Origin of the sequence: Sphingomonas sp., assembly GCF_024508665.1 — a bacterium.
Taxonomy (GTDB): domain Bacteria; phylum Pseudomonadota; class Alphaproteobacteria; order Sphingomonadales; family Sphingomonadaceae; genus Sphingomonas.
The window spans coordinates 530,976-555,135 of record NZ_JANINP010000007.1 but is presented as its reverse complement, the minus strand read 5'-3'; the positions used below and the strand labels follow the sequence as shown (position 1 = coordinate 555,135).

At 66.7% G+C, this 24,160-nt stretch carries 14 protein-coding genes; all 14 read right to left on the bottom strand.

Features of this window, described 5'->3' with window-relative positions; genetic code table 11:
- Window positions 1-804 precede the first annotated feature (804 nt).
- From Q0L25_RS17830 to Q0L25_RS17765, 14 genes are read right to left on the bottom strand one after another with little or no spacing between them, the layout of a single operon-like run.
- The gene (locus tag Q0L25_RS17830) at window positions 805-1,386 is read right to left on the bottom strand and encodes a GAD-like domain-containing protein (RefSeq protein ID WP_296616616.1); all 582 of its coding nucleotides are present in this window, start codon (window positions 1,384-1,386) and stop codon (window positions 805-807) included.
- Window positions 1,387-1,402: 16 nt separating this feature from the next.
- The gene (locus tag Q0L25_RS17825) at window positions 1,403-4,966 is read right to left on the bottom strand and encodes a DUF4157 domain-containing protein (protein WP_296616615.1); all 3,564 of its coding nucleotides are present in this window, start codon (window positions 4,964-4,966) and stop codon (window positions 1,403-1,405) included.
- 3 nt (window positions 4,967-4,969) lie between these two features.
- Window positions 4,970-6,949, bottom strand: coding sequence for an ATP-binding protein (locus Q0L25_RS17820; RefSeq protein ID WP_296616613.1), 1,980 nt, complete (start codon window positions 6,947-6,949; stop codon window positions 4,970-4,972).
- Window positions 6,946-8,775, bottom strand: coding sequence for a hypothetical protein (locus tag Q0L25_RS17815; protein WP_296616612.1), 1,830 nt, complete (start codon window positions 8,773-8,775; stop codon window positions 6,946-6,948). Before Q0L25_RS17815 ends, Q0L25_RS17820 begins: the two co-directional genes overlap by 4 nt.
- A gap of 4 nt (window positions 8,776-8,779) precedes the next feature.
- Complete coding sequence (locus tag Q0L25_RS17810; protein WP_296616610.1) at window positions 8,780-10,798, bottom strand: hypothetical protein; 2,019 nt, start codon at window positions 10,796-10,798, stop codon at window positions 8,780-8,782.
- A gap of 30 nt (window positions 10,799-10,828) precedes the next feature.
- Entirely contained in the window at window positions 10,829-12,106 is a 1,278-nt protein-coding gene (locus tag Q0L25_RS17805; RefSeq protein ID WP_296616608.1) for an IPT/TIG domain-containing protein, read from the bottom strand.
- Between the two features lie 28 nt (window positions 12,107-12,134).
- On the bottom strand, window positions 12,135-13,424 hold the full coding sequence (locus Q0L25_RS17800) for a hypothetical protein (RefSeq protein WP_296616606.1): 1,290 nt from the start codon (window positions 13,422-13,424) through the stop codon (window positions 12,135-12,137).
- Window positions 13,424-14,722 (bottom strand): hypothetical protein, encoded by a 1,299-nt coding sequence (locus tag Q0L25_RS17795; RefSeq protein ID WP_296616604.1) that lies wholly within the window; start codon window positions 14,720-14,722, stop codon window positions 13,424-13,426. The genes Q0L25_RS17800 and Q0L25_RS17795 overlap by 1 nt, the downstream gene beginning before the upstream one ends.
- 34 nt (window positions 14,723-14,756) lie before the next feature.
- Window positions 14,757-17,564, bottom strand: coding sequence for a phage tail protein (locus tag Q0L25_RS17790; RefSeq protein ID WP_296616602.1), 2,808 nt, complete (start codon window positions 17,562-17,564; stop codon window positions 14,757-14,759).
- Window positions 17,564-19,837 carry a baseplate J/gp47 family protein gene (locus Q0L25_RS17785; RefSeq protein WP_296616600.1) on the bottom strand — a complete coding sequence of 758 codons (2,274 nt, stop codon included), beginning with the start codon at window positions 19,835-19,837 and terminating at the stop codon, window positions 17,564-17,566. The genes Q0L25_RS17790 and Q0L25_RS17785 overlap by 1 nt, the downstream gene beginning before the upstream one ends.
- A gap of 13 nt (window positions 19,838-19,850) precedes the next feature.
- Window positions 19,851-20,231 (bottom strand): GPW/gp25 family protein, encoded by a 381-nt coding sequence (locus Q0L25_RS17780; protein WP_296616598.1) that lies wholly within the window; start codon window positions 20,229-20,231, stop codon window positions 19,851-19,853.
- Entirely contained in the window at window positions 20,228-22,360 is a 2,133-nt protein-coding gene (locus Q0L25_RS17775; protein WP_296616596.1) for a hypothetical protein, read from the bottom strand. Before Q0L25_RS17775 ends, Q0L25_RS17780 begins: the two co-directional genes overlap by 4 nt.
- Window positions 22,357-23,079 carry a phage baseplate assembly protein V gene (locus tag Q0L25_RS17770; protein ID WP_296616593.1) on the bottom strand — a complete coding sequence of 241 codons (723 nt, stop codon included), beginning with the start codon at window positions 23,077-23,079 and terminating at the stop codon, window positions 22,357-22,359. Before Q0L25_RS17770 ends, Q0L25_RS17775 begins: the two co-directional genes overlap by 4 nt.
- Complete coding sequence (locus Q0L25_RS17765) at window positions 23,076-24,143, bottom strand: phage late control D family protein (RefSeq protein WP_296616591.1); 1,068 nt, start codon at window positions 24,141-24,143, stop codon at window positions 23,076-23,078. The genes Q0L25_RS17770 and Q0L25_RS17765 overlap by 4 nt, the downstream gene beginning before the upstream one ends.
- Between the last annotated feature and the right edge of the window lie 17 nt (window positions 24,144-24,160).

Sequence of the window (24,160 nt, the reverse complement as noted above, 5' to 3'; positions counted from 1 at the left end):
GCGGTTGTGGTCGCGTCGGGCGCCGCCTGCATCAACGACGCCCTCTCAAGCAGCCTCGCCATTCCCGAGGAAATGATCCACCGCGGCATGACCAAAACGGCCCAGCTTGCAATCGCCCGAGGCTTAGCCGCCCAGGCCAAAGGCGCCGGCGTGACCGTCAATTTGGTGATGCCCCGGCACCCGATCCGAAAAGCATCGTCGATTTCGTCAAGAGCGTGTTGCGGGTAGCCACTCGGACGCGGGAGCGGAACACCTGTCTTCGAAAAGGTGCGACCGCTTCCCTTCATCCGCCGCTTCATCGAGGCGGATGAAATCGGCGCGATGGTAGCCTTTCTCGCCAGTTCCCTTGCAGCAGCAACCACCGTGCCGCGCCGTACCGAAGGCGGAATCATTCCCACTATCGCTTTAGGCCGAAGTACAACCTTTCGAGCGGCTGCATTTCAGGCTGATCCGAGCACCGCTCGAACGGCAATTGGCAGACGCTTTGCCGTCGGTCGATCCAGATCGGCGCCAAGAGCGGCTCGCGAACGGCATTCATCCCAACGCACGCTCTCGCGGATTGCCTGCAACCTGCAATCGTCAAGCGCGGTAGGTATTTGATCTAGAACGGCGACGGCTCACCCATGGCAGATGGTTTGGCCGACTCGAGGACCGGGCGCGAAAATCTGTCTGCGGGCGTGCGAGGCTGACGCGAACGCATTATCGATTGCTACTGCAACGGAGGCTGCGACTAATCTACAGCAAGGCCCCCATGCCGCCGACGCCTTCTTTCGCAGCTTGTCCGCGTGACTCAGTGCCGGTCTGCTAAATTTCGATCGATTGGATGGCCCCCAATTGGTGGAGAATGTCGAGCGCGACACGCGCGTCTTCCTTCGCGATCTGCGACAGGTTACGATCTCCGCCGAGCGCGAGCGCTGGCGCAAAGTTGAACATCTGGGTCCATTCGAGATCGCCGCAAGCCTTGCGCGCTGCCTTCGTTTCCTTCGACAGATCGGCGTTGAAGTGGAAATCGGGATTCTCGAACTCGACGCCAAACAGCCATTCCGGATCCGCGGTCTGGCTGATGCGGGCCAAATCGTGCGGAAGGACCAGCCAGAACTGCTCGCCGTCCCAACCGATGAGATCGCCGAACGCCGAACGCACGATCACATCGGTCGCCTTGCGTCCTCGCGGTAGCCATTCTTTGCCTACTTCCACCCAATCATCGGGATCGCACAACCAGATCACCTGTCCGTCATACGAACACCAGCCATCTGCATCGAGCAACGCGAGCATCGCTTCGGACAACCGGCCGGCGAGACGCATGCGGTCTTCGTCGGTAAAGGGCCGATAGGCCGGATCGGCCTTGTGCTTCTTGCGGAACTTGATCGCGGCTTTGGAGGACATCGGCACCTCTTGTTCATTACTGGAGCAGAAGGTCCATCTTGACCGCCCGCCACAACGCTTGCGTGACCTTTTTCGACTTCATTTCAGCTTTGATCTTTTGTTCGACCATGTTGGGAATGTTGATACGCCCGGCCGTTGCGGGTTCGAACGATACGCCGCCCCAATTTGCGCCGATATCGCTGTTCACGACGCCCGAGCCGATGTCCTGAATCTCATCATAGCGGCCGCCAGCGACCTTATCGGGCTCGTGCAGCACAGCCTTGCCTTTCATGCCGTCGGCGGCCTTGGCAAGTGCCGTTCCAGCGGAAAGACCCTTGTACCGCGTGCTCGATGCGACGCCAGCCCAGATCGCATCCACGATCATCTGCGCGCCTTCGATCTTGGCGACCTTGCGGACGGCGGGCGTCGTGGCCGGCTCGTTGATCGGATAGGTCAGCCGCTCGGCAATGGCGCTGGTGATCCGCGCGCGCACCGCCTTGCGCGCGTTGTCATCGAGCGACTTGCGATCCTTCTGCTTGCTGAAGACCGCGAACTGCCGCCGGCGCTCCATCCAGATGTGGACACTCATGGCATTGATCTGGTTCTGCTGGCGTGTGAGCTGCCGCGTATATTCGCCGGCATTGGCCGGGAGCGCTGCGCCGGTACCCCGGATGAAAGTGCAGGGAATCTGCGTGATCTTGTCCGGGACGTTGACGCCTAGCCCATCGAGAATGACCTTCAGCTGGGGCCGGATCTTCTTTTCGTTGACCTCGATCTTCTTGTCGAGCTTGTCGCGATCGGGCGCACCGATCTTCTTGCTCGCGGCCGTCTTTGCGTCAGCCTCGATCTGCGTGGCGATCGGCGAAACGAAGCCGATGGCAGCGGTGACCTTCTTCTTGGTATCGGCATCCTTGAGCTTCGCTGCCTTGCCCGAAAAGTCGCTCAGATGGGCAGTGAGTAGCTTGGGCGTGCTGGCAAGCATGATATGCGCGCTTTCGCCGCTCTGCTTGATCCACAGTCGGTGCGATTCCTCGCCGGCCTCGAACGCCACCGATTCTCCGAGCTCGCCATCGCCAGGCGTGTCCTTCTGCGCAGGGGGCACCGGCTTGTTGTCGCTGCCGATCAACATCTTGCCGAGCGCCTTCGCCTTCGCAACGATCCAGGTCACCAGTTTATCGAGCGCATTGTCGACCGGCTTCCGGATCTTGTTGATGATCTCGATGACCTTCTTGCTGACGTTGCCCAGCCCGGCGAAGTTGGCGAGGAAGTTGATTGCCAGGCTGAGCCCGCGCGCCAGCACGCTTTCGACCTTGGCCGAGGCCGGGCCGATATTGCCCGCGGCGATCGCGGCGATCCCGTCGATCAGCGCTGCCACGACAGCGCCGATCTGCTGAAGCTTGCCGACGATGAAGGTGATCGTGCGATAGATCGCGAGCAGTGCCTGGATGAAGGCGCCGGCGGGAGTGAGGAACGAGAGCACTTTCTCGATGGCGATCTCGATCACCTTGCCCTTCACGTAATCGATGATCGCATCCATCACCATCGACTTGAGGTTGGATAGGGTTTCGAGCAGCTGCTGCCAGGCCGCGGCCGGTCCTTCGGTGACCAGGGTCCTGACGAGATCGAAGGTGGTCTCGAGCACCTTGACCGTAGTCTCGTTGGTCGCCGCGACCAGCTTCGCGCGGACGTTCTCCCATGTCGCACCGATCACCGAGAGCCCGAATTTGAGCAGTTCGAGCAGCGCGAAGCTCTTGGGGATATAGAGATTGGCACCCGCCAGCGAGCCGAGCAGCCAGTCGAGTATCCCGCGCTGGAGATGCGCAAGGATATTGGTCTTGAACATGTTGAAACCGGCCTTGCCGGCCTTGACTAGGAAGCCGATGAATCGGCCCGGCGCCTTGATGATGGTGTTGAAGGCGGCGCCGGCCTTCTTGAGGTAAGGGATGACGCTCGGCGCCACGACCTCAAGGATGATCTCGAGCAGCTTGAGCACCTGCTTGAGCGCCCAGCCCCCGAAATCGACGACGAACCCGACGAACAATTTGGCGAACTTGCCCCAGGCACCGACGATCGTGACGATGTCGAAGATCGTCAGGCTCTTGAGCGTCGAGATGAAGCGATCGGGGATCGTCTTGACCAGCGCCAGCGCCCCCGACAGCGCGCCCTTGAACCAGTTCCACGCCTTGCCGACCGCGCCCGATTTCTGGATGTTCTCCCAGATCTCCTGCTGCCCGATCAGCGTCATGAAGCCGCCGATCAGCGCATTGGCTGGCGATACGCTTTCGCCGGAAATCGGGTTCTTGCCGAACACGCCCGCGAGCATGTCGAATTTCGGGATGATGCTTGCCGCGTAGCGGCCGAGCGGCTTCAGGATGGCGTCCTTGACGATCTCGGCGATGCCGACGACCAGGCCCTTGCCGAACGAGATCAGCTTGTCGACCGGCGCGGTAAAGATGCGCTTGGCGCGGTCCCACACGTCGCCGAGATGGAAGACGTCGCTCCAGCTCAGCGAATCGATGAACTCCATCAGCGCATCGCGGAACGCCGCGCCGACCATGCCCAACGAACGGAACTGATCCTCGATGAACTTGCCGCCCTTTTCGAAGATGCCGTGATTGTTGAGGGCATCGACGATCAGGCCGCCGCCGGGGATGAACTCGATCAATGCGCGCAGGATGTTGGCGCCCGATCGCTCCACCGTCGCCATGTTGATCGGGTTGACTCCGATGACGATGGTGAACAGGCGGAAGCCGGGGATGTAATTGGCCTTATCGGCGATCCAGTTGAGTGCGCGCGAGACGATCCCGCGCTGCGCCTGGGGCGCCGAGCGCGACGTGACGCGCGGCGGTGCCGCCGCATCCTCCTTGAGCTGGATCACCGCCGATTGCTGGATAGTGTGCGCCAGTTCGTGCGCGATCAGCTTGGTGCCGTCCTCGCTGTCGGGATTGTATTGGCCGCCATTGAAGAAGATGTGGCGGCCATAGGTGAATGCGCGGGCGCCGAGCCGGGTGGCGAGGTTGGCCGCCTTGTCGTCGGTATGGATGCGGACATCGCCGAAATTCGCCCCGAACCGGCGGCCGAAGAAGCCGGCGACATCCGCCGCCATCGGCGCGCCGCCCGACAGTTCGGCCTTGACCGCCGTCTCGGTGGCCGCGTCGGCGACATTCTCGGCGGCCGGTTGTGGCATGGGCGGTGCCGACGCGCGCGCCGGGGCGCGCTGGACGACGAGCGGGCTGCGCTGGAGATCGCCCCGCAACGCCCGCGCCGGGGCGGCCGGTGGATCCTTCATTGCGACGACGCGATCGGCGACGCGATCGGCCTCCGCCTCGGCGGCGTCGCCAGGCTGCGAGATCAGTAGCGCCGGCTGGATGCCCGTGCGCGCGAGCAACGCCGACCGCTCGGGATGAGTCAGCGGGTGCACCGAATCGTGGGCGTGGCGAGCCCCTCTGTGGTGGTGATCGAGCCTGCCGCGAAGAGGCTTGGTCTTGGCTTTGACGTTCGCGTGCAGCCGCTTCGCCGCGGCGGCGGCATGCGCCGCGCCGCTTTCCTGCGCATGGTCGGCCTCGGCGGTCGTGCGCGGGGCAGCGGCGGCGGTTGCCATCGATTAGTCCGCTGCGGCGAGCAGGGGTTTGAGCGGGCAGAACGCGCCTGTCTTGCGATATTCGCGCTCGATCGCGGCGCGCAGCGCGGAGTCGTCGACGCCGCCATCGCGCTCCATGGCAAGAAGGCGTGCGTGCAGCGCGACGTTGCGCAATTGGCCACCGGTCAGCACGCAGCGGCAGGCGATGTCGTCGATCAGCCAGGCGCTGACCTGATGTTCGCCGAGTTGACGCGCCAGGATATCGCGCCGCATCACCGCATCGGGCGAGCGGAAGGTCAGTACCGCGTCGAGCCGGCGAGCAAATGCCTGATCGATCCGTTCGACATCGTTGGTGGTGACGAGGATGATACCTTCGAAACTCTCGATCCGCTGGAGCAGGAAATTGGTTTCGAGATTGGCGTAGCGGTCGTTGGAGCTGCCGATATCGGTGCGCCGTGCCAACAATGCGTCGCCTTCGTCGAGCAGCAGCACGACGTCTAGCTCCTCCGCGGCGGACAGCGCGCGGTCGAGGCACTTCTCGGTCTCGCCGATATATTTGCTGACGGTGGCGGCGAGATCGATGCGGTAGAGGTCCTTGCCGAGCCGCGCCGCGATGTGGCGCGCGGCGAGCGTCTTGCCGGTGCCGCTCGCGCCCGCGAACAAGGCGCGCACGCCGCGGCCATTGCCCAGATCAGCGCCAAGCCGCTCGCGGTGGCGGCTCCGCAGCAGCAGCGCGTCGAATTCCTGGCGCTCGCGTGGGTCGAGGAACAGCGGCTCGGGTTCCCCGCTGTGATCGACCGGCGACGCCAGCGCGTCGAGCCGGGCGTCGCGCAGCGACCGCGCGGCCGCGCGCACGTCGTCGCGGATCGGTACACCCGGACGGCCCGCCAGTTCGGCGGCAGCGGCGGTGCCGCGCGCAGCGCAGGCGATGTTACCGAGCGTCATCGACAAATTGGTCAGTTCGGCGGCGATCGAACCGAGCCCGCAAGCGCTCCACTGGCGGGCTCGGGCAGCGGCATCGGGCAGCGGCAAGTCGATTGCCAGCGTCGTCGCCAGCCCTTCCTGGCGGATCGATCCGCTCGCGCCGATGGCGATGCCGACCGGGCCGGCGAACAGAGGATGCGTGGCGATCGACAGCGTCTCGCCGGGGGCCGGCTCGACTGCCGCTATCAGCATCGCGCCGGCAAGGTGCGCGGTTGCCGCCGCGCAGCGCCATTGCACGGGATCGGTCAGCATCGTCTGCGGGACGATCAGCACGTCCAGGCCGGCGACGCGCGCGGCGGCACGCAGCAGCATCCGTCGGCCATTGCGCCCGGGCCCCCGGACGAGAACAAGACGGGCAGGATCGCGCGCGATCAAGGCGCCGAGGCGCAAGGGGTGGATCGCATCCATGGCGGGCGCGATCCAGTCGTCGGACTGAGGCAGTATGGCGCACGCCTCGAACCGCGCGCCATCGAGCCGCGGTGGCGCTCCCGCGAGGACATCGAGCAGCGGCCCGGGCAAGCGCAGCCGACGATCGCCGCGCAGCGCCTCGGGATCGGCGACCTCGACCAGTCCGGCCGCTTCCAAGTCGCGCAGCGCATCGCGCACGGCGCCGGCCCGATCGCCCTCGGCGCCGGTCCGCCATTGCGCGACCAGGCCCCCGAGCGTCGGCAGGCCGCCATCGGGTTCGACCAGATAGGCGAGCGCGGGGTCTTCCTCGATCATCGCCAGCGTCGCCAGCAATTGACGCGCGAGCGGCGTGAAGCCGGCTCTTGCCAGGCGACTGAACGGGAGCGCGGCATCGGTGCCGATCGCGTCGAGCGCGGCGGACCATTCCGCCGCCCGCGGCGCCGTGTCGCGCCCCGTCAATCGCGCTATCTCGGCCTGATAAGCGACGAGGAAGGGAAGGTCGGCGCAGGCCTCCGGACGCTGCTCGAGCAAATGAAGCACCGCGCCGAACACCGTCAGACGGAAATGCGTGGCGGCGTCGGGGGTGGGCGCAAAGGCGAGCGGGCGAGTCATTCGAAGTGGAACCTGACGTCGCGCCCTTCGCTGGGAAGCCAGCCGGGATCGCGATCGAGCCCGGCAAGCCGCAACGCGATCGGCAGCCCGGCGAGCGCGAAGTGCACATCGAGCCGCGCTTCCTCGGTGACGACACGCCCCGGGATCGCGAAGGCGGCCGGCGTCAGCAAGTCGTCAGGCGCGGCGCGGCGCAAGCGCGCGGCCAGGAACAAGGCCAGGCAGGTCAGCCAATCGGGATCATGTCGCGCCCGCGCCGCGGATCGTCCGGCCTCGCTGGAGCCCAACCGCACGCCAAGCACCCGCGCCAGTCGGCGTGCCGCCGGCGTCGCACTGCGGTTGGCGAGTGCGAAGCCGGCCGAATGCCACAGCGTCGACCCGTCGTGCCACGCACGGTCGCCCGGGAACGGCGCCAGCCATTCTGCTTCGACCCGCCAGCGTCTGGGCAATGGCACTTGCGGTCCACCTTGCGCGATCCAGCGATGAAGCGGATCGCGGCGGTAGCGCGCGCCAAACCAGTGGAGTCCCAGACGATCGGCGAGCGCGAGGGGGGGCAATGGCAGCGCGGGGTCAAGCGGCCGGGTGAAATCCGGATAGAGGCCCATCGCCAGAAACGCATTGATCAGGAAGACCAGTCCACCGAACGCCGTGTTGAAGCTCGTTTGCGGCTCGGACCATATTGTCGGGCGCGGTGCATCGATTGGATCGGCGAAGGGATTCCAGGCGGGTTGCGGAGCGGCTGCGGCGTGGGGCGCCGGGGACGCAGCCGCCCTCCGGGAATCGGCCGGTAGTGCCGATGCAGGCGGGTCGGCGATCGTGGGCACCGCGACGCGGTCGCGTACGGGCGACACGACGATCGGCCGATACGGCGCTTGCTCGGACGAGCGCGGAACCAGGGAAATCGCCGCCACGCCCTCCGGCGCCGCTGCCGGCGTGGGGGCGACGGCAGTGGCGCCGACACGCTGCGTCAGGTCCGGCGCCGGGCGAACCTCATCGATCTGACGGGTGATCGCATGGACCAGCGCGTTTCGGGAAATGGCAGGCGTTCGTGCCAGGACGACGGCAGCGACGAGTAATCCACGCGCCGCGACCGGCAGGTCGGCGAGCGCCTCACCCCGCGCCACGAGCACAGCGCAGGCCGCGCGGACGCCTTCGGTCGCCGCGCGTTCCTGTCGGTCGGGAGGGGTATCGTAACGACGGACCGGCGGAACGGAGCGCGCGCCTTGCGAGCGCGATGGCGCCTCGCGATCGGCGGGCCGCCCGAACACCAGTCCATAATCGCGAGCGAGCGAGGCCGTCGCGAGGTCAACCTCAGCCGGATCAAGCCTGGCAAGCCAGCGCACCGCCCTCCCCGTTTCGGCGAGGCGGACGAGCACCGGCACCAGATCGCGACCTTCGCCCAATACGTCGCGGCGCCACCAATCCCGTGCGCTGGCGCGGCCGGTAGCGGCACGCACCAGCGCCACGGCGTCAGCCGATCCGGTTTCGATTACCGAACCAATCAGCCAGGCGGCAAAGGCGGCACGGCTGCTGAATCGGCATGGATGGCCGGTCGCGGCACCACCGGGAGGATCGCGCGCCGCACGCCCGACAATTTCGCCGAGCACGAGTCCGAGTCCATTGGCGAAATGCCGCGTCGCACCCGCGCGTAACCGGCCCGGACCGGTGAGATGCGGGATATACAGCACCTCCTGCGGCCCTAATCCGAGGCGATCGATCGCGACCTCGCTCAGCGCCTGCTCGAGCAGCGAGCGGCTTGCCCCCGGCCCGGACAGCCGGGCGCGGCCGACGGCAAGGCCACTCGCCGCGAGGGAAAGCGCGCCTGTCATCGGCTCAGCTGCTCTTCTTGAACAGCGTCGTCAGGAAAGCGAGACAGCCCTTGGGCAAGTCGGGGCCAGGGCCGACGCCGTGACCGCCCGATGCCGGCGGGTCCTTCGAGACGTCGCCGGCCGGTCCGTCGGGGCTTGCCGACAGCCGGATGTTGAGCGTCACCGCGCCGCCATCGGGAACCTTGAGCGCATGGATGCCGTTGCCATGATTGCTCAGGCCCGGCGCGTCGAACGACCAGGAAAGCCGGTCCTGCTCGCCTACATGGTGCGCAGCGAGGCCGAAGGCCCCCGGCGTTTCGTCGAGCACCACCATCTTCTTGTCGTCGACCTGAAGATAGGTGTCGGTGCGGCGATACCCTTCGGTGATCCAGGCATAGACCACGACATTGCCGTAATCGACCGATGTAGTACGCATGTGATCGTGGTTGACGATGGCGCCGGCTACGCCATCGGCCTTGTCGGCCGCGTGCTGGAGCGCACCGGCAACCATGGCGATCGTTTCAGGGTCGAAGTTGGGATGTTCGCGATACCAGGACACGAGCCGCTGCACGCTGATCGCGCGGCAACGCGTGAACAGCAGGAAGTCATGATCGCCTGAGGCGGGAGTCGGATAGCCGCGACCGCTCACCTCAGCCGTTGTTTCGACGTCCGACAGTGTCGCGAAATCCATGTTCCGCCGGACGCTCGATTGCGTGAAGGTGACCGGATTGGGGCTGGTCAGCTCGACCACCATGCAGCGATGGCTATTGGCGAGATAATCGGGTTTATCGGCCGCTGCGACGTCGAACGTGCGTACCGACGTCTGCTCCGGCGAGGGCGTCCCGGGGGTTCCGCCAGCCAGGTTGGCATCGGTCGCATTGGTCGCCATCCCGTTCGGGATCTTGAAGTCGCCCCAGCTACCAAGGCCGTATTTGCCGATCCGGAACACCGCCTCGATGCCATTCACCGCCGGGCCGGTATTCTCAAGGATCGCGACCATGTCGTTGGTCTTGTTGACCGCGATCGTGCTTCCCGGTGCGGTGGTGGTGTCGAGATGTTCGCGGCGCCCGACGCCCCAGACGCCGTTCTTGAAACGCACGCCAGCACCTGCGTTGGCCGGCGGGTTGATCAGCGCGGTACCATACCATGACGGATCGATAAGCGTGCTGGCCCCGAGGTTGCCGGTCAGCCGCGAATTGGTGCCGACCGGCGGCACCGCAGCGCCGAAATCAGGAAAGCGCAGCTGGGTGCAATACCAGCCGTCGAGGAAATCGCTGCCTGAATCGGGCAGTCGACCCGACCGGGCGATGTTGAAATAGAGTCCGAACCCTCCAGCCGCCAGGTCGATCCAGTCGCCACCGCCAGTGGCCTTGTCGATCGGCAGCCTGACCTCGATGCTCCACGCCGCCTCGAGCGGAGAACCGGCCGCGACCGCCGGTTGCCACGACCGGACGCGAATCCGGTAGTTAGCGCCATTGTCGTCCGCGGGATCTCCCGGCCCCGGCGGAACAAAGCCCGCCGGCGTGTAGGGATTCCAACTCGCCGAGCCCGACGCCTGGTTGTAGAATTGCACGGCACGCGCATGCTTCTTGGTGCGGACCTGATAGGGCGGGTTATCGACCCATGGCTCGGGAATGGTTTGATCGGCGGCATTGGGCTCGCCAGCACCGAAGCCGATATCGTTCGGATTGCCGCCATTGACGCCCCAGACCGGCCGGATATCGATGCGCCGGGCTTCCATATTGGCCGAGCCCGCATTGGGCCTGAGCGCCAGCACGACCACGTCGGAATCGTCGAAACTCAAGTCGCCGCGACAAAAGAAGCCGAACACCAGGCTGTTGCCGTCCTTGACCACCTGCGCGATCACCGGCTGGAGGCCCGAGCCGGCGCCGCCGAGATAGATGCGCGAGCCGTTGACATAGCCGGTTTCGGCGGTCTCACCGGTGAAGACGCCCTGGTCGTCGTGGACATAACCGTCGACATTGGGTTTGCCGGCAACACCGGCGTCGCAATCGCGAAAAATGAGTGTGTCATGAGCGGCCATGGTGAAGGCTCCTTTTTTGTACTGCGGCGCTCACGCGCCCTTGATCGGGAAACGAACGAAGGACTTGAACGCGGGCGCCGGGTCGCCCTGATTGGTGTACTTCTCGGCGTAGACGACGATGTTCGACACGGTCGTCGTGTCGGCCGAGTTGTTCGACTGGATCGGGATCGTGATGGTCGGGCGATTGGCCGAGGTGACATTGGCTTGGCTCGGCGGATTGGGTGCGCCGAGCGTCCAGCGCGCAGTCTCTCCCTCAACCACGGCGCGGAATTTATAGAATCCCTGCGCGCTCGGATCGCCCGCCTTGATCGATAATTCGAGCGGCAGTTCGCTCGCCGCGCTCTTGAGTAGCGTAACCCCCGAAACGCCGGCGATAGTCGCTGCCTTGAGCGCATTGGGCGAACCGTTGAAAATCGGTGGAATCGCCTGGAGCTTGACCGCCGCGCGATCGTCGGACTGCTCAGGCTGCGCCCCGACGATAAAAGCGATGGGCGATGCCGACCCCTTGACGATCGAGTCGTCCGATGTGCCGGCCAGCGAGATGTTGGCCGAGACGGCGCTTGCCGGTACCTTGACCGTCATCGTCACCAGCAGCGGCATGCCCGGGGCAATCTGGATCGGGCCGGGCGTGGCGACCTGGATATTGTCGGTCCAGGCCTTGACCGTCGTGCCGTTCACATCGGTGACCAGCGGCATGAAAGTGTAGTTGCCGGGAAGCTTTGCCGCCGGGATCACCTGCCAAATGATCGTATAGGTCGCACCGATCGTGATCGTGCCGAGCGCCGGGCCGATCGACTTGATCGCCAAGATGCCGCCTTGCGTCTGCACCTGAGGATCGATCCCGACCGACACCGAGTTCGATGTCGCATCGCCGACCTTGACCTTGACTTGCGCGACCCGCGGCAATTGCGCGAAGGCGTCGGGCACCGTGAAGACCAAGCGATTGGGATCGGACCCCAGGTTGAATGCGGAAATCGCGACGGTGTCGATATAGGCGATGGTGTCGCTGTTGCCGGGATGGAAGTTCTGGCCGACAATGGTCATCAGCGAGCCGACCGGGATATCGATCCCCTGCGGCTCGATATGGTCGATCACCGGGCCACCCGTCGCCCCCTCGAGCGCCGACACGCGAATCGCAAGGTCGGCGACGTTCGCGAGCATACCGTTGAACAAATCGGCGGTGATCAGGTCGCCGGGCTGGACCAGCTTGAGCTGCGAGCCGATCAATTGCGCGGCAAGCTGGTCCTTCTGGTCCTCGGTCAGCAGGCTGCCGACCGCATCTAGGATCTCGGACAGGGTGGCGGTCATGGGACTTGGGGTCCTTTCGTGACGAGGCTCAGGCGCTCAGCGCAAGGTTGGCGTAATCCCAGTGGTGAAGGTTGAAGCGCGCGTCCGCGCGGTAAGCGAGGTTGGCGCTGGCGAAGGCGTAATAGCGCACGGGTGGCAGCGGCGCGTCGGGCGGTGGCGGCAATTCGATCGCCATCGCATTGTCGGCGACGGCGTAGAGCCAGAACACTTCCGGCGCGCCGGCTGAGAAGGCAGGCACGGCAAGACTGTCACGGACCAATGGCTCGAGCTGTGGCGCGTTGATATATTGCGGCCCGCGGACTTCCATCCCGGCGAAGAAGGCCTTGACCATGTCAAGCGTGAAGAACGGCAGCAGGCCGGCCGGAGGTAAGGTCGGGAAATGCGTCTTCGCGGTCACCGCGCCTAGTGCACCCGTGGTGCCCACGAGCTCGGACAGCTGCGCCTGGAATTGCTGGAGCATCGCCTTGCCGGTAGCGATCCGGCGGGGCGCGACGAGTGAGGGCAAGGGCCCCAGCATCGTGTCGGGCGCACTGACCGGGCGGCGCACCGCCCACGTATCAAGGAAGACCATGCTTGCCGCGCCGGCAAAGGCGAGGATCGCGAGCGGGACATCGTAATCGGTCAGGCCATAGCCGCGCATCTTGTCGATCAGGCCTTCGTCGCGTCCGGCCTGGCCGAACAGGGCGGTCGCCCACGAGGCGGTAACGCCGGCGCCGAAGCACGCATAAGCGACATCGTTGCGGAAGCGCGGTGCGGCGGCGTTGAGCTGGGAATAGAGGTGGGGAGGTACCGCGATCAGCCGGAACTGCACCGCCTCGATCACGCGGTCGATGTTGCAGGCGGCTGCGGCGCCCGACAGACCGTTGGTCGGGGCTCGCCCCGTGCTGATCTCCGACGGGGCGATCGTCAGGATGTAGAGGCCCTGCCCCGCGACATAGGAGCCGCCGATCACTGGAACACAATCGGCAAAGGAATTGCCGGCCGGCGTCGGGCTGCTCGCACCGATGCGCGACAGCCGCACCTGCTCGTCATAACCGAGCCGCAACACCTGGCCGGCGCGGTTGATCGCCAGACCCGGCGCGATCGCGACCGAGGGCATCGGCGATCCGGTGGTATCGTCGACGATGCTGCCCGCGCTCACCTCCAGTCCAAACGCGACCCCATCGCCTAGCGCGAGGCCCAACCGCGCATCGGCCTGACGCCGCGCGTCCTGCTCGCGCGACATGTCGGCAGCGGTGAGCAGACGGCCGTTGAAGAAATTGACCGTCTCAATGCCGCCATCACCGACCGGCTGTTGTAGGGCGAGGATGTCGGCCATCAGGGCTGCTCCTCGGTGAGGACGGCAACCGACCAGCTATCGATGCCGTTATAGGTGAGCCGATAGCTGCCGCGTTTGGTCGACACGAACGGGTCGGCGTCCTTGCTCTTGGCGTTGGTAAGCGTCAGCTTGTTGGCGGAGGCATGCTGCAGGGTCAGCGTATCGCCCTTGGCCTGACTGGCGTCCCCTACCGGCATTACCAAGGTCATGTCGGCAGCGCCCGCCGCGGCGATCACCGAGACCGGCCACTTCGGTTTGAAGTCCGGGCTGGCGTCGTTGTAGAAAGCGAGCGTAACCGGATCGGGGGGCGGTGCGAGACGCGGCGCGAGCGAGCTCTGTGTGGCCATCGCGGACAGCATGAACGGCCGCGCGTCCTCGTCCAGGATGATATCCGCGATCAGAGGAGCCGCCCAGTCCGGGACGATCCCGCGCGTCGCCTCGAAGCGAAGCTCGCCGAGCAGCACGCAGTCGTTGGCGGGAAGATCGAGCGACCCGCCGCTCTGTGCGAGGACAAGCGGGCGCAACACGGTAATCCACGCCTTGCGCATTGCCAGCACGAAGGCCGGGAACGCCGCTGCAGTAAGCACCACCGGCGCGAGATCGCCGGGATCGACCGGCCCCGGCGCGATGCCGAGTGCGGCGATGATCTGCGCCTTGGCTCGCGCCAATAATGGTCCGAAATTGGCCGGGCTGTTCTCGCCCCCGGCATTGATCGCGGCCTCCGTATCGGCGAGCCAGGCGTCGAACACGGAAAGCGCGTCCAGCTCGGTTTGCCGTGGCGGATCGAAGGCGAAAGCGAGGATATAATCGTCCGCGACCCGCGACGGCGCCATCAGATTGTCCGGACTGCGGCAAGGCTCGCCGGGAATCGGTACCGCATCGACCGCGCAATCGGTGTAGCACAAGGTAAGGTAGATGCTGAGGTCGAGCGCGTTGGCGCCGTCGGCGCGCGCGTCGAGCTCGGCCTTGACTTCGGGCCGCTTGAGCCAGGCGTCGATCTCTCCGCACTGATCGCGCCCGACGCAAATCAATTGTCCGCTCGGTGCCGCCGCCGACCCCGCGGCGACGCGCACGCGCGGACCATCGGCGCTGTCCTCCAGGCTGATCGCGAGCCCGGAGACGGTGCCATAGCCCAGAAACTCCCGCACGATCCGCTTGGCGCGTTCGGCGTGATAGGCGAATTCCTGCGCGTAATCGTCGACGCCGAGCACCATGCCGGTGACGAAATTGACGTGCCGCGACGGGTCACCTTGAGCGACTCCGAGAATTGGCGAGAAAGTGGTGCAAGCGCATCCCATGGTTATCGCTCCCCCAGATGCGTGGAACTTGGCGTCAACATGCGAGCACGCTCCTTGTCGGACCGGGATCGCCCGGCCCGCCGATGAAACTGGCCCCGAGATAGGCGCGGCCGATCGTCGCGGTCGGCACCAGCTCGGGTGCGCGGCTGCCCTGGCCGAGTTGCGTGTCGATGCCCGCGCGTGCTTCGCCGACGCGGTTCATCGCCCAATAGAAGCGGACGTCGAAGGTCGTGTGCGCGGGTTTCTCGATCGCGACAAGGCGCCTGGCGACGGCGAGCATGTCCTGCTCCTCGTCATATCCCTGGTCGACCGACCGGCGCGGCAGCAGCACGCTGAAACGATGGGCGCTGGCGTCGACTGCGAGGATCTGACCCTCGAACACCAGCCAGTCGCGGATCGCCGCCAAGGTATCGGGCACGCGATCGGGCAACGCGATCTCATCGAAATCGTCCCAGCCGGTGGTCCAAGCGGCGTTGAGCCGGTCGATTCGGCGATAGCTCTCAGTCAGCCAGCGTACCCACAAGGTGCGTTCGCGCGAGGCAAGCGCGACAAAGGCGCGCCAGGCGTCGTGCTGCGCGGCCGGTACCGAGCCCACCGGAAGCGTCGTCATCGGCGCGGCGACGCCGGTCGCCTGCTGAAAGGCGGTCCAGCGAGCGCGTTCTGCGGCGCCAGCCGCCGGGATGAACCCGATCTGCGCCGCGGCGAACGCCGCCCAATCGCCGTCGCTATATGCATGGGCATCGAGATCGACGCTGGCCGGAAGCTGCGCGGGTACCGTGCCGGTCGTCGCCAGCGCCCAACGACGCGCCAGACCTTGCGCACCCTCGGCGGGGGACCAGGTCGCGCTCGCCAGGTCCTGCGTCGGAAGGTTGCCGTCAGCTTCGGTCGCAGGCCAGGCGGGGAGCGGTGCGCGAGTCGAGAAGCCTTCGACGATGCGCACGCCGTTTGCCTGCCGGCATTGCGCTTGCTCGAGTGCGAACAGGCTGTCGTCGGGTGCCACATCGAAAGCGAGCCGCAGCGCCGCATCGATCCCGCGCGCGGTGCCGCGCCAGCCGAAGAAGCGCGCGGCGTTGCGTACGAAGAGCCGCTTGCGGTTTTCGTCCCAGCGCGGGTCGAGCGCCATGTCGTACCAGCCTGCCAGCCAGTCGAGCGAGTCAGCCGGAGCGGTGCGGGTGTCGAATAATATCTGCGCCGCCGCGATACGTCCTTCGGCGACGGTGTCGATACCTTCCATGTTGGCGAGGAAGCGTTCGAGGAAATCGGCGGGCGCCGGATCCTCGCGATAGACGCCGGGCAGGAAGCGCGCGGGCCAGGAGAAGCGCGGGTACCATAGCCGCAAAGCGCGCAAATGCGGAGTGAAGCGCCCGTCACCGCCGAGCGTGATGCGCAACTCGCAATAGCGACCGGTTACGCCCTGGAGCAGGAGGTCCCAGCAGCCGATGCCCACGGCGGGATCGGTGACACTGCCGGCGGTGTCGCGCTTGCCGGGCAATTCGCCACCATCGCGGTTGAGGTAAGGTCGCGGCTGCAGCGTCCAGCCGATCTCCGCCGCGGCGCCCATCAGCGCGAGATCGTCGGATGCGCGCGCCTCGATCGTTACCGACGTGCCCGGGGGGATGCAGCCGTCGATACGGATACGGTCCCAGACGCATTGCGGGATCTGACTGTCGAAGCGTGGCGACAGGAAGGTGTTGGCGCTGGCGAACGATTGCCGCTTCTGCGCGATCAGCGGCACCCACAGCGGATCGACCGGCCCACTATCGTAGAGCACATAACCATTGGCGGCGACGAGACCGCGTCCGCCGAACCGGCGCATCGCGATCGTCGTCGGATCGAGCTTGGCCGACAGACCGGTATCGGGGCGCATGAGGAGCACGCGGTGCGCCTGATTGCCGTCGACATCGGCGAGCATCAGATCCTCGCCCGCCTTGGTCGGCAGCGCGGCCAGGCAATAACAGGCATGCGGCACGTCGATCAGCACGCTGGCGGCGGTATCGCCGGGCGCGACGACGAGCAGGCGCGTGGCATCGCCGTCGGCGCACAGCACGATCGCCTCGAAATGATCGGTGGCGGCGATCGCCAGCGGATCCATGGCGCCGGGCAGCGGCACGATCGCGACGCCGGTCGGCCGGTCGTTGTGCGTCGCGGGACCAGTTTCCGGCTGGAACACCGACGGAACCGGCGCATTGCCCGCCGCCTCGACGAACGCGAGGTTGCGGTCGAGCCGGTAGAGTTTGGCTGCCGCGCCATCGAGCAGCCAGATGCCGCCGCACGGGCCGGGAGCGAGATCGGTCGGCGCGATCGTGCCGAGCGACGCGGGGAAAGCGAAGCGCTCGGGCGGCCCACCGCCGACCAGATCGAACCGCAGCAACCCGGTGGCAAAGGCGGCGACGAGATAGCTGTCCGAGGTGATCGCGAGCCCGGCGATGGCACCGTCGAAACCGGGATCGGGATCAGCGGCGGCAAAGTCACCCGGTCGCACGCGCCGCGTCGGCGTGTCGACGGGCCAGAACACGCTGGTCGCATTGCCGTCGCGCGAGAACACGTCGATGCCGTGGCGACTGTCGCTGACCACGTAGATGTTGCCATAAGCGTCGGCGGCGAGCCCGCGGTGGTCGGCGGGGAGGTAAGCGCGTTCGCCCGGTGTTGCCGGCAGTTCCGCGTCGAGCTGGGCGAGACCGAGATAGCCGCGATCGTCGTTCCACGCCGGCACGTCCTCGGGCGGGGCGGCGAGCTTCCATTGCGCCGACAGCTTGCGCCGCTTGCCCGCGAGCATGACGGTGCAGTCGCCCCAGTCTTCCATGCCGTAGAGCAAGTGATAGCGGGAGCCGTTGACGTTCATCAGCAGGTCTCCGCGACGACGGGGACCGGCAGGCGCGGCGGAGTTTGCGTCGTGCCTGGGCTGGTGCCGCGCACCGTGTCGAGCGGCAGCGGATCGCCCGCGACCACCGAGATGCCGAGGATTTCGGGCAATTGCAGGCCGCTGATCGCCACTTGGTCGACCGCCGGGCCGTTGCCGCTCGCTAACAGAACGTCGGCGACCGAGACGACCCCAGCAACGCGCGCCACCTCGGCGAGCAATGTGCGGGCATTGACCGGCTTGCCGAGCGGCCAGCCGCGCAGCGCCGGGTCTGTTTCCGAGGCATAGAGCGGGACCAGCAAGTCGGGTAGCGCGACGCCCGGGTCGGGCAGCGGGCTCAGATATTGCTCGATCCGCGCCTTGACCGCCTCGACCACTTCGGCGGTCTGATGGTTCGCTTCGACCTCGATTCCGATCGACAGCCAGATGCCGAGATAATCGGCGCCGCGCAGCACCAACTCGGTGGTCACCAGCCGGCGCGGGTCGAGATAGGCGCACAAGGCATCGATGAACCGCGCGTCGGAGCGCGGCGCGTTGGGATGAAGCGGGTCGTCGTGCGGGATCGCCATCAAGGTGACGACGCCCGGCGCGGTCCCGGCCGCGACCGGCGCGATATCGGGATGCGTCGCGGCGAGCACTTCAATCCGTCCGATCGACACCCCCGGGGCGCGCCAGGCGATCGTGCGGAAGTCGTCGGCGGTGACCAACCGCTCCCGGTGCTGGATGACGCGCGGCACCTGCTTCTCACCTTGCGCGACGGTTTCCGCATCGGCGCCGCCCCAGGTCTGCACCGGATTGGTCGCGGCGATGCCGGTCGGCACCATCGGCCCGGCGGTGATCGATCCCGTGGCGACATTGCCCTCGGCGCCTTCGGAATAATCGTAGCTGGCATAGAGCACTTCGCCCGCGCGCGGGCGGCGGCCGGTAAGCCCGTCGCCGAAACGGATCGTGCCGGCTTCGGCGTCGAGCACGAAAACGTCGGTCAGCGGTTCGGCGCGCGCCTTGGCCGGATAGACGGGCACCTCGGGATCGGCTGCGAGGATGTCGTCGATCGGCTGCCAGTCGCGCGGGGTCGAGCCGACGAAGCCTAGCAGTTTGACCGAGCCGGCGAGTACCGGCGCCCGGCCCAGCTTGCGGATCTGATCGGGCGTGCCGTCGCCATCGGCGAGCCGTTCGGAGGTGACGTGGATGATCTGGCGTGCCTGGGCCGCGTTGATGCCGATCCAGGTGAAGCGCGGCGCGCTGCCGCTGCTCGCACTGATCCGGAGCCAGGTCACCACGCGCCCGGCGACCTTGGCATCGTCGATCGACGGCGGCAGGTTGCCCACCCCCGCTTCGAGCGGATCGAGGTCCTGCCAGGTGCCGATGCCCGAGGCGGGCGGCAGGGTCAGCTCGACGATCCCGGGCGTCGCGATTGGATCGAAATCGGCGCGCGGCGCGAGTTGGCGATAGCCGGGCGCGGGCGCGTCGTTGACCCGCGGAATCGGCACGACGACGCTCGGCATATGATATTGCAGGACGTTGCTGTTGGCGGCACCCTGCGCGACGGGACCGAGCGTCCGCGTGCCGATCGGCTCCTCGGGCACCATGCCGAGCGACAGCACGCGGTTGGCGAGCTTGCCGCGCAACGTGCGCCAGGGGTCGGGCTGGGCGGTGGTCACCGTATCCTGGTCGCCGTCGCGACCGAGCAAGGCGATCCACACCGCGCGATCGACGCTGGCACCGAGATTGACGACGTCGCCGCCGGTCACCTCGACACTCTCGTACATAGACAGCGTCTGTGGCGCCGGCCGGTTGTACGAGGCGTAGAGCAGATTGTAATAGTCGGCGGTGGCATCGTCGACGCTCGCCAGCGGCCGCTTGACGTAGAGCTTGGCCTCGAGCGGCAGCGCGTCGAGGCTGGTGGTGGTGCGGAACGGCATCTTGCCCGCGAGCAATTCGGTGTCCGCCTGGATCAGCGTAGTGTCGATCGGCCCCTGCGCATTGTCGAACGCGACGAGCCCGCGCGCTTCCTGCGCGGGATTGAGCTGGATTCCGAGGAGCGAAAGGAATTTGGCCCGGTTGCGCTCGGGAATCTGATTGGCGCGATAGAGCAGGCTTTCGGTGATGTGCGCGAACAGCTGGACGATGGTGATGCCCGGATCGGACGCGTTGAAATTGGTCCATTCGGGTGTGTGCACCGGGATGCGCTGGATCAGCTCGTCGACCAGGTCCTGGTAGCGGCGGCTGTCGATGGGCGGGGCGGGAAGCGGCATTGTCGCGGGCCCCCTATTGTGCGCCGAGCGGCACGGCGACCGCGATGCTCTCGGCCGCACCGCTGGCGACCAGCCGATAGCTGATGGTGACGACGGCGTTGCCCGCATCGGGGGCGACCGCGACGTCGTCGAGCGCGATGCGCGGCTCCCACTGGCCCAGCGCGACCTCGATGTCGCGCGCGATGCGGGCATGGGTGCCGGCATTGTTCGGCTCGAACAGATAGCCGCCGAGATTGGCGCCGAAACCCGGCAGCTGCACGCGCTCGCGCTGCATCGTCTTGAGGATGATCGCGATCGATTCGCGGATATTGTCCTCGCCCTCGGACCACAACATTCGCCCGTTGGCGCCGACACGCGGCGGGAAGGCCAGGGATTTGCCGAAGGGACTGGTCATGCGCCCCCTCCCCCCTGCTTGCCCTTGAGCTTCGGCACCGGGAAGCACAGCATGAAGAACGGCAGCCAGGCGAAGATCAGCTCGAAAAAGAAGACGAAGATGATCAACAGGATGAAAGCGCACAGCGTGATGATCGGAATCGACAGCGAGCAGATCATCCCGATGTCGACAGTGCCGGATTTGCAGCCGCCGCCGTCATTCTTGGACAGCGCCTTGTTGAGCGGCCAGGGCAACACGCTCAGCACCAGGTCGATGAACCCCATGCCCTTGGCGCGCTGGACTTGCCCGCACAGCATGTTCGACATGACGAACGCGGTGCCGCGAGCGTGCTTCCTCAGGCCCGCCGGGCTGGTGTCGGCGGGTAGCATGATTCGGATCGGGCGGACCGGCGCGTCGGGGTCGAAATAGCTCGCGAGCTGGAACCGCTCGGTGGGCTCGGACAAGGTCGGCGGGTGAAGCGGGCCGCAATCCTCGTTCAAGTGAACGAAGCGGATGACGAACAGGCCGGCGTCCGCGGCCGTCTCTTCCATGTCCGCGGCCAGCGACTGTGCGAACGGAACCGGCCGCGCGCCGCTCTCGTCGCTGCGATCGAGCGCGCGGGCGACCAGCGCCGTCACCTTGTCGATGTCGTTGATGTCGAAGGTTCCCGACGGCGCGAGTTCGGGAAGTGCAGTCAGAATACCCGACGGGTCGGCGTCGGCCGGGTAGTCGGGCAGCGGCGGGGTCGCCTTGTCGGCCAGCGAGGCGACGAGCGTAAAGGGCCCCTTGGCGGCGGCAGCACCACCGAAACCGTCGCTGCCCACGCCGGCGAGCAGGCAGTGGAAACCGGGCCACAGCGCCTTGACCGCCGGGTCGGTATTCGCCTGATAGACGGTCTCCGCCGCCTCGAGCAGGGTCTCGACACTACCGTCGCCATTGCCGATGATCGCGCGCAACGCGTCGAACAGGCTGGTATCATAGGGCAAGGCATCGCTCGCGCTGCCGAAGTCGCGGAACCCCTTTTTGAGCGCGTCGACATCGCTCGCGGGCAGCGTCTGCTTGAGCCAGTTGAACAGGGTGAGCTTGCCGCCCGTCAGCCCCGCCGCGGAATTGCCCTTCACCGCAGTGTAGACGGTCAACAGATTGCGCTGAAGATATTTGGCGAAGTCGAGCAGGATCAGCCAAGACTGCATCTGCAGTTTCAGGTTCGCCTCGCGCGCCCGCGCCTGACGGCGCTGGGGTCCGGGGACCTTGGCATTGTCGGTGTCGTCGGGATCGGCGGCGATGTCGGCGGCGGCCTTTTGCGCCGTGCGGATCATCATCTTCCACGGTTCGGCGACGTCCATCTTGAACTCGGTCATCCGCGCGATCGTGCTGTCGCGCGGCGGGGCCGGTGGCGGCGGGCGCAGCGCATCGGTCTGGCCGGCCACCAGGCTGACGACATCGCGCGAGACCTTGCCCGCCATATATTCCTCGCGCCGCCCGACCGGCACGAGCCCGCCCCAGATCCGCCGGCGCACTTGCGCGCTGTCGCCATGCGTGAGCGGGAATACCGGGAGCAGTTCCTCACCGGGCGCCAGCTGCGCCGGATCGCCCGCCGATACGAGCTGCCAGCGCGACCCGTCGGCCGCCTTAACGAAGGCGAATTCGGTGAGGTTGCCCTGGTCGGCGACCTGGGTGGTCCGCGGCAGCAAGCGGCGCAGTACGAAGCCGGTGCGCTCATGCCCGCCGGTCGGGGTACGGTCGGGCAGACCGGGGATCGCGCAGGCGAGCGTGGCGGCGGCGACGTAGAAGCGCTGGCTGGCGGGCTGATAGAGTTTGAGCGTCTTGGCCGGCTCGGGCGACACCGGCGCCGGATCGCCGGCGCGGCCGAGCAGGCGCGAGAGACGGGCCTGCCTGATCGGCGCGGGCAGCGGCACGCGCTCGACATGATCGGTCGTCGCCAGCGCGGAAGCCGGGGTGCGCCAGGTCTCATAGCGCGCGACATGCCCGCCGAGCGCCGCCGGATCGCTCGCCAGCAGGCCGAGCAATTGCTCCATGAAGTCGTCCTGCGCGAACCGCAGGATCGACGGCGCGCGCGACGGGCGCACCGCGCCGCGCCACAACGGGCGCGGCGACGCCCAGGTGACCGGGTGGTCGAGCGCGCTCACCAGATGTTCCCCGCGCCGGGCGTGTAGGTCGCGGCGATGATCGTGTTGGTGATGACGGTGTCGGCCTGGAGAATGCCGGAAAAGGTCGACATGCCGGCGCTGACCTTGACCATCGACGCCGAGACCTCGACGATCGGGGCGTTGACGGTGAGCTTGATCGCGGCGGTGACGGTGACCCCGGCAGTCTCCATCTTGACCGAATTGCCGTTCGAATCGTCGATCTCGACCGACCCCGGTCCGTCCTTGAGCGTGATCTTCTGCCCGCCCGGCGTCTCCAGCATCAGCGATTCCTGACCCTGTTGATCGAGCAACGTGATCGTCACGCCGTTGCGCGACTTGAGCGTCTTGTGGGTGTTCTGGCGGTTCATTGTCTCCGGCGGCGAATCCGAGCCGTTCCACACCATGCCGAGCACATAGGGCCGGCGCGGGTCGCCATGCTCGAACGCGACCAGCACTTCGTCGCCGACATGGGGGACAAAGAAGCTGCCGCAATTGGGGCCGGCATAGAGCGTCGCCAGCCGCGCCCAGGCTTCGTAGCGCGCGCTGCCCGAATCAGGCGTCCAGGGCAGCGCCACCTTGACCCGCGCCTGGCCATCGGGGTCCTGATTGTCGAGCACAGTCGCGGGCGCGACGCCGTGCCAAAGCCCGCCAAAGCCGCGCGGCGTGCGCTCGTCCCATTGCCGGTAGAGGCGTTCGTCATGGGGAAGCCCGCCGCTCATTGCGCGCGTCCCAGCCCGGCCCGGTTGCAGCGGAATTCGCTGCGCGCGCCATGTTCCGGGTCGAACAGGTGGGTGACCGACATCGCGCGATAGGTACCGTCGAACAACGGACCGAGCCCGGCGAGCTCGAGCTTGGCACCCGCACGGATTAGCGCGCTGGTCTCGCACACGCCTTCGCCGGTGACGAAATTACGCGCCATGTGACGATAGGCAGCTTCCGCGACTTGGCGCGCCTCGCTCTCATTGGCCGGCAGCTGATGCGCGAGCGTTTCGACGCGGTCGCCCAGCGCGCGAGAGAGGATATCGCCGCCCGCATCGTCCTGGCCGATTTCCTGAATGGCGGCGTCCTTCGCCGCGCGGTGGCTGACTCCCTCTTTGCGCGCGACGTCCCAGCCCGCCGCGACCACCGCGCTGCGCTGGTTGGCGAGGTCGGCGATCACGCTGAACGATCGCAACGTCCCCGCCCAGGCGAGCTTCGCCGCGGTGAACTGGCGCGCGGCGGCGACGATCAGCGTCTGCCCCTCGACGTGGACATCCGCGTCGTAACGGCGTGCGGTGTCGGTGAGGAAAGCGAGGTCACTCTGGTTGAGTTGCGCGAGCAACGGCACCGTCGGCGCATTGACGTCGACTTGCGCCGTCAGCCCGTGATCCTGCGCGATCGAGCGCGCGACATCGGCGAGCGAGGCTTGCGCGAAACAGCGCGTGCGCCGCGTCATCCTGAGATCCTGCAACCGGTCCTCGGCGAGCACCGAGATTTGCGGCGTCGCCCCTTCCGGATATTCGGCGGCGATCGCGGTGATCCGCCCCTCGAACAATTTGGCGTCGCCCTGCTTGACCACCAGCGCCTTGCCGAACTCGATCGTCTTGCGGTCGAAATGCTGGAAGCCCGGCTGATCCTCGCCACCCCAATTGCCGAAGCACAGTTCGGCACGCGCCATCGAGTCGATGCGATCGGCAAGCTCGTACGAGACCAACGCTGCCTCGAGCCGCGGCTGCGGCTTGCCGTCGATCTCGATCGATGGCCGCGAGGATTGCATCGGCTGGCTCTGGACGGCGGTCGCCATGATCGGTCCGATCTCCC

Coding starts and splice junctions, on each gene's coding strand:
- Q0L25_RS17805 (WP_296616608.1), bottom strand. CDS start 12,106: ATGACCGCCACCCTGTCCGAGATCCTAGATGCGGTCGGCAGCCTGCTG.
- Q0L25_RS17790 (WP_296616602.1), bottom strand. CDS start 17,564: ATGAACGTCAACGGCTCCCGCTATCACTTGCTCTACGGCATGGAAGAC.
- Q0L25_RS17765 (WP_296616591.1), bottom strand. CDS start 24,143: ATGGCGACCGCCGTCCAGAGCCAGCCGATGCAATCCTCGCGGCCATCG.
- Q0L25_RS17785 (WP_296616600.1), bottom strand. CDS start 19,837: ATGCCGCTTCCCGCCCCGCCCATCGACAGCCGCCGCTACCAGGACCTG.
- Q0L25_RS17800 (WP_296616606.1), bottom strand. CDS start 13,424: ATGGCCGACATCCTCGCCCTACAACAGCCGGTCGGTGATGGCGGCATT.
- Q0L25_RS17830 (WP_296616616.1), bottom strand. CDS start 1,386: ATGTCCTCCAAAGCCGCGATCAAGTTCCGCAAGAAGCACAAGGCCGAT.
- Q0L25_RS17780 (WP_296616598.1), bottom strand. CDS start 20,231: ATGACCAGTCCCTTCGGCAAATCCCTGGCCTTCCCGCCGCGTGTCGGC.
- Q0L25_RS17770 (WP_296616593.1), bottom strand. CDS start 23,079: ATGAGCGGCGGGCTTCCCCATGACGAACGCCTCTACCGGCAATGGGAC.
- Q0L25_RS17820 (WP_296616613.1), bottom strand. CDS start 6,949: ATGACTCGCCCGCTCGCCTTTGCGCCCACCCCCGACGCCGCCACGCAT.
- Q0L25_RS17825 (WP_296616615.1), bottom strand. CDS start 4,966: ATGGCAACCGCCGCCGCTGCCCCGCGCACGACCGCCGAGGCCGACCAT.
- Q0L25_RS17810 (WP_296616610.1), bottom strand. CDS start 10,798: ATGGCCGCTCATGACACACTCATTTTTCGCGATTGCGACGCCGGTGTT.
- Q0L25_RS17795 (WP_296616604.1), bottom strand. CDS start 14,722: ATGGGATGCGCTTGCACCACTTTCTCGCCAATTCTCGGAGTCGCTCAA.
- Q0L25_RS17815 (WP_296616612.1), bottom strand. CDS start 8,775: ATGACAGGCGCGCTTTCCCTCGCGGCGAGTGGCCTTGCCGTCGGCCGC.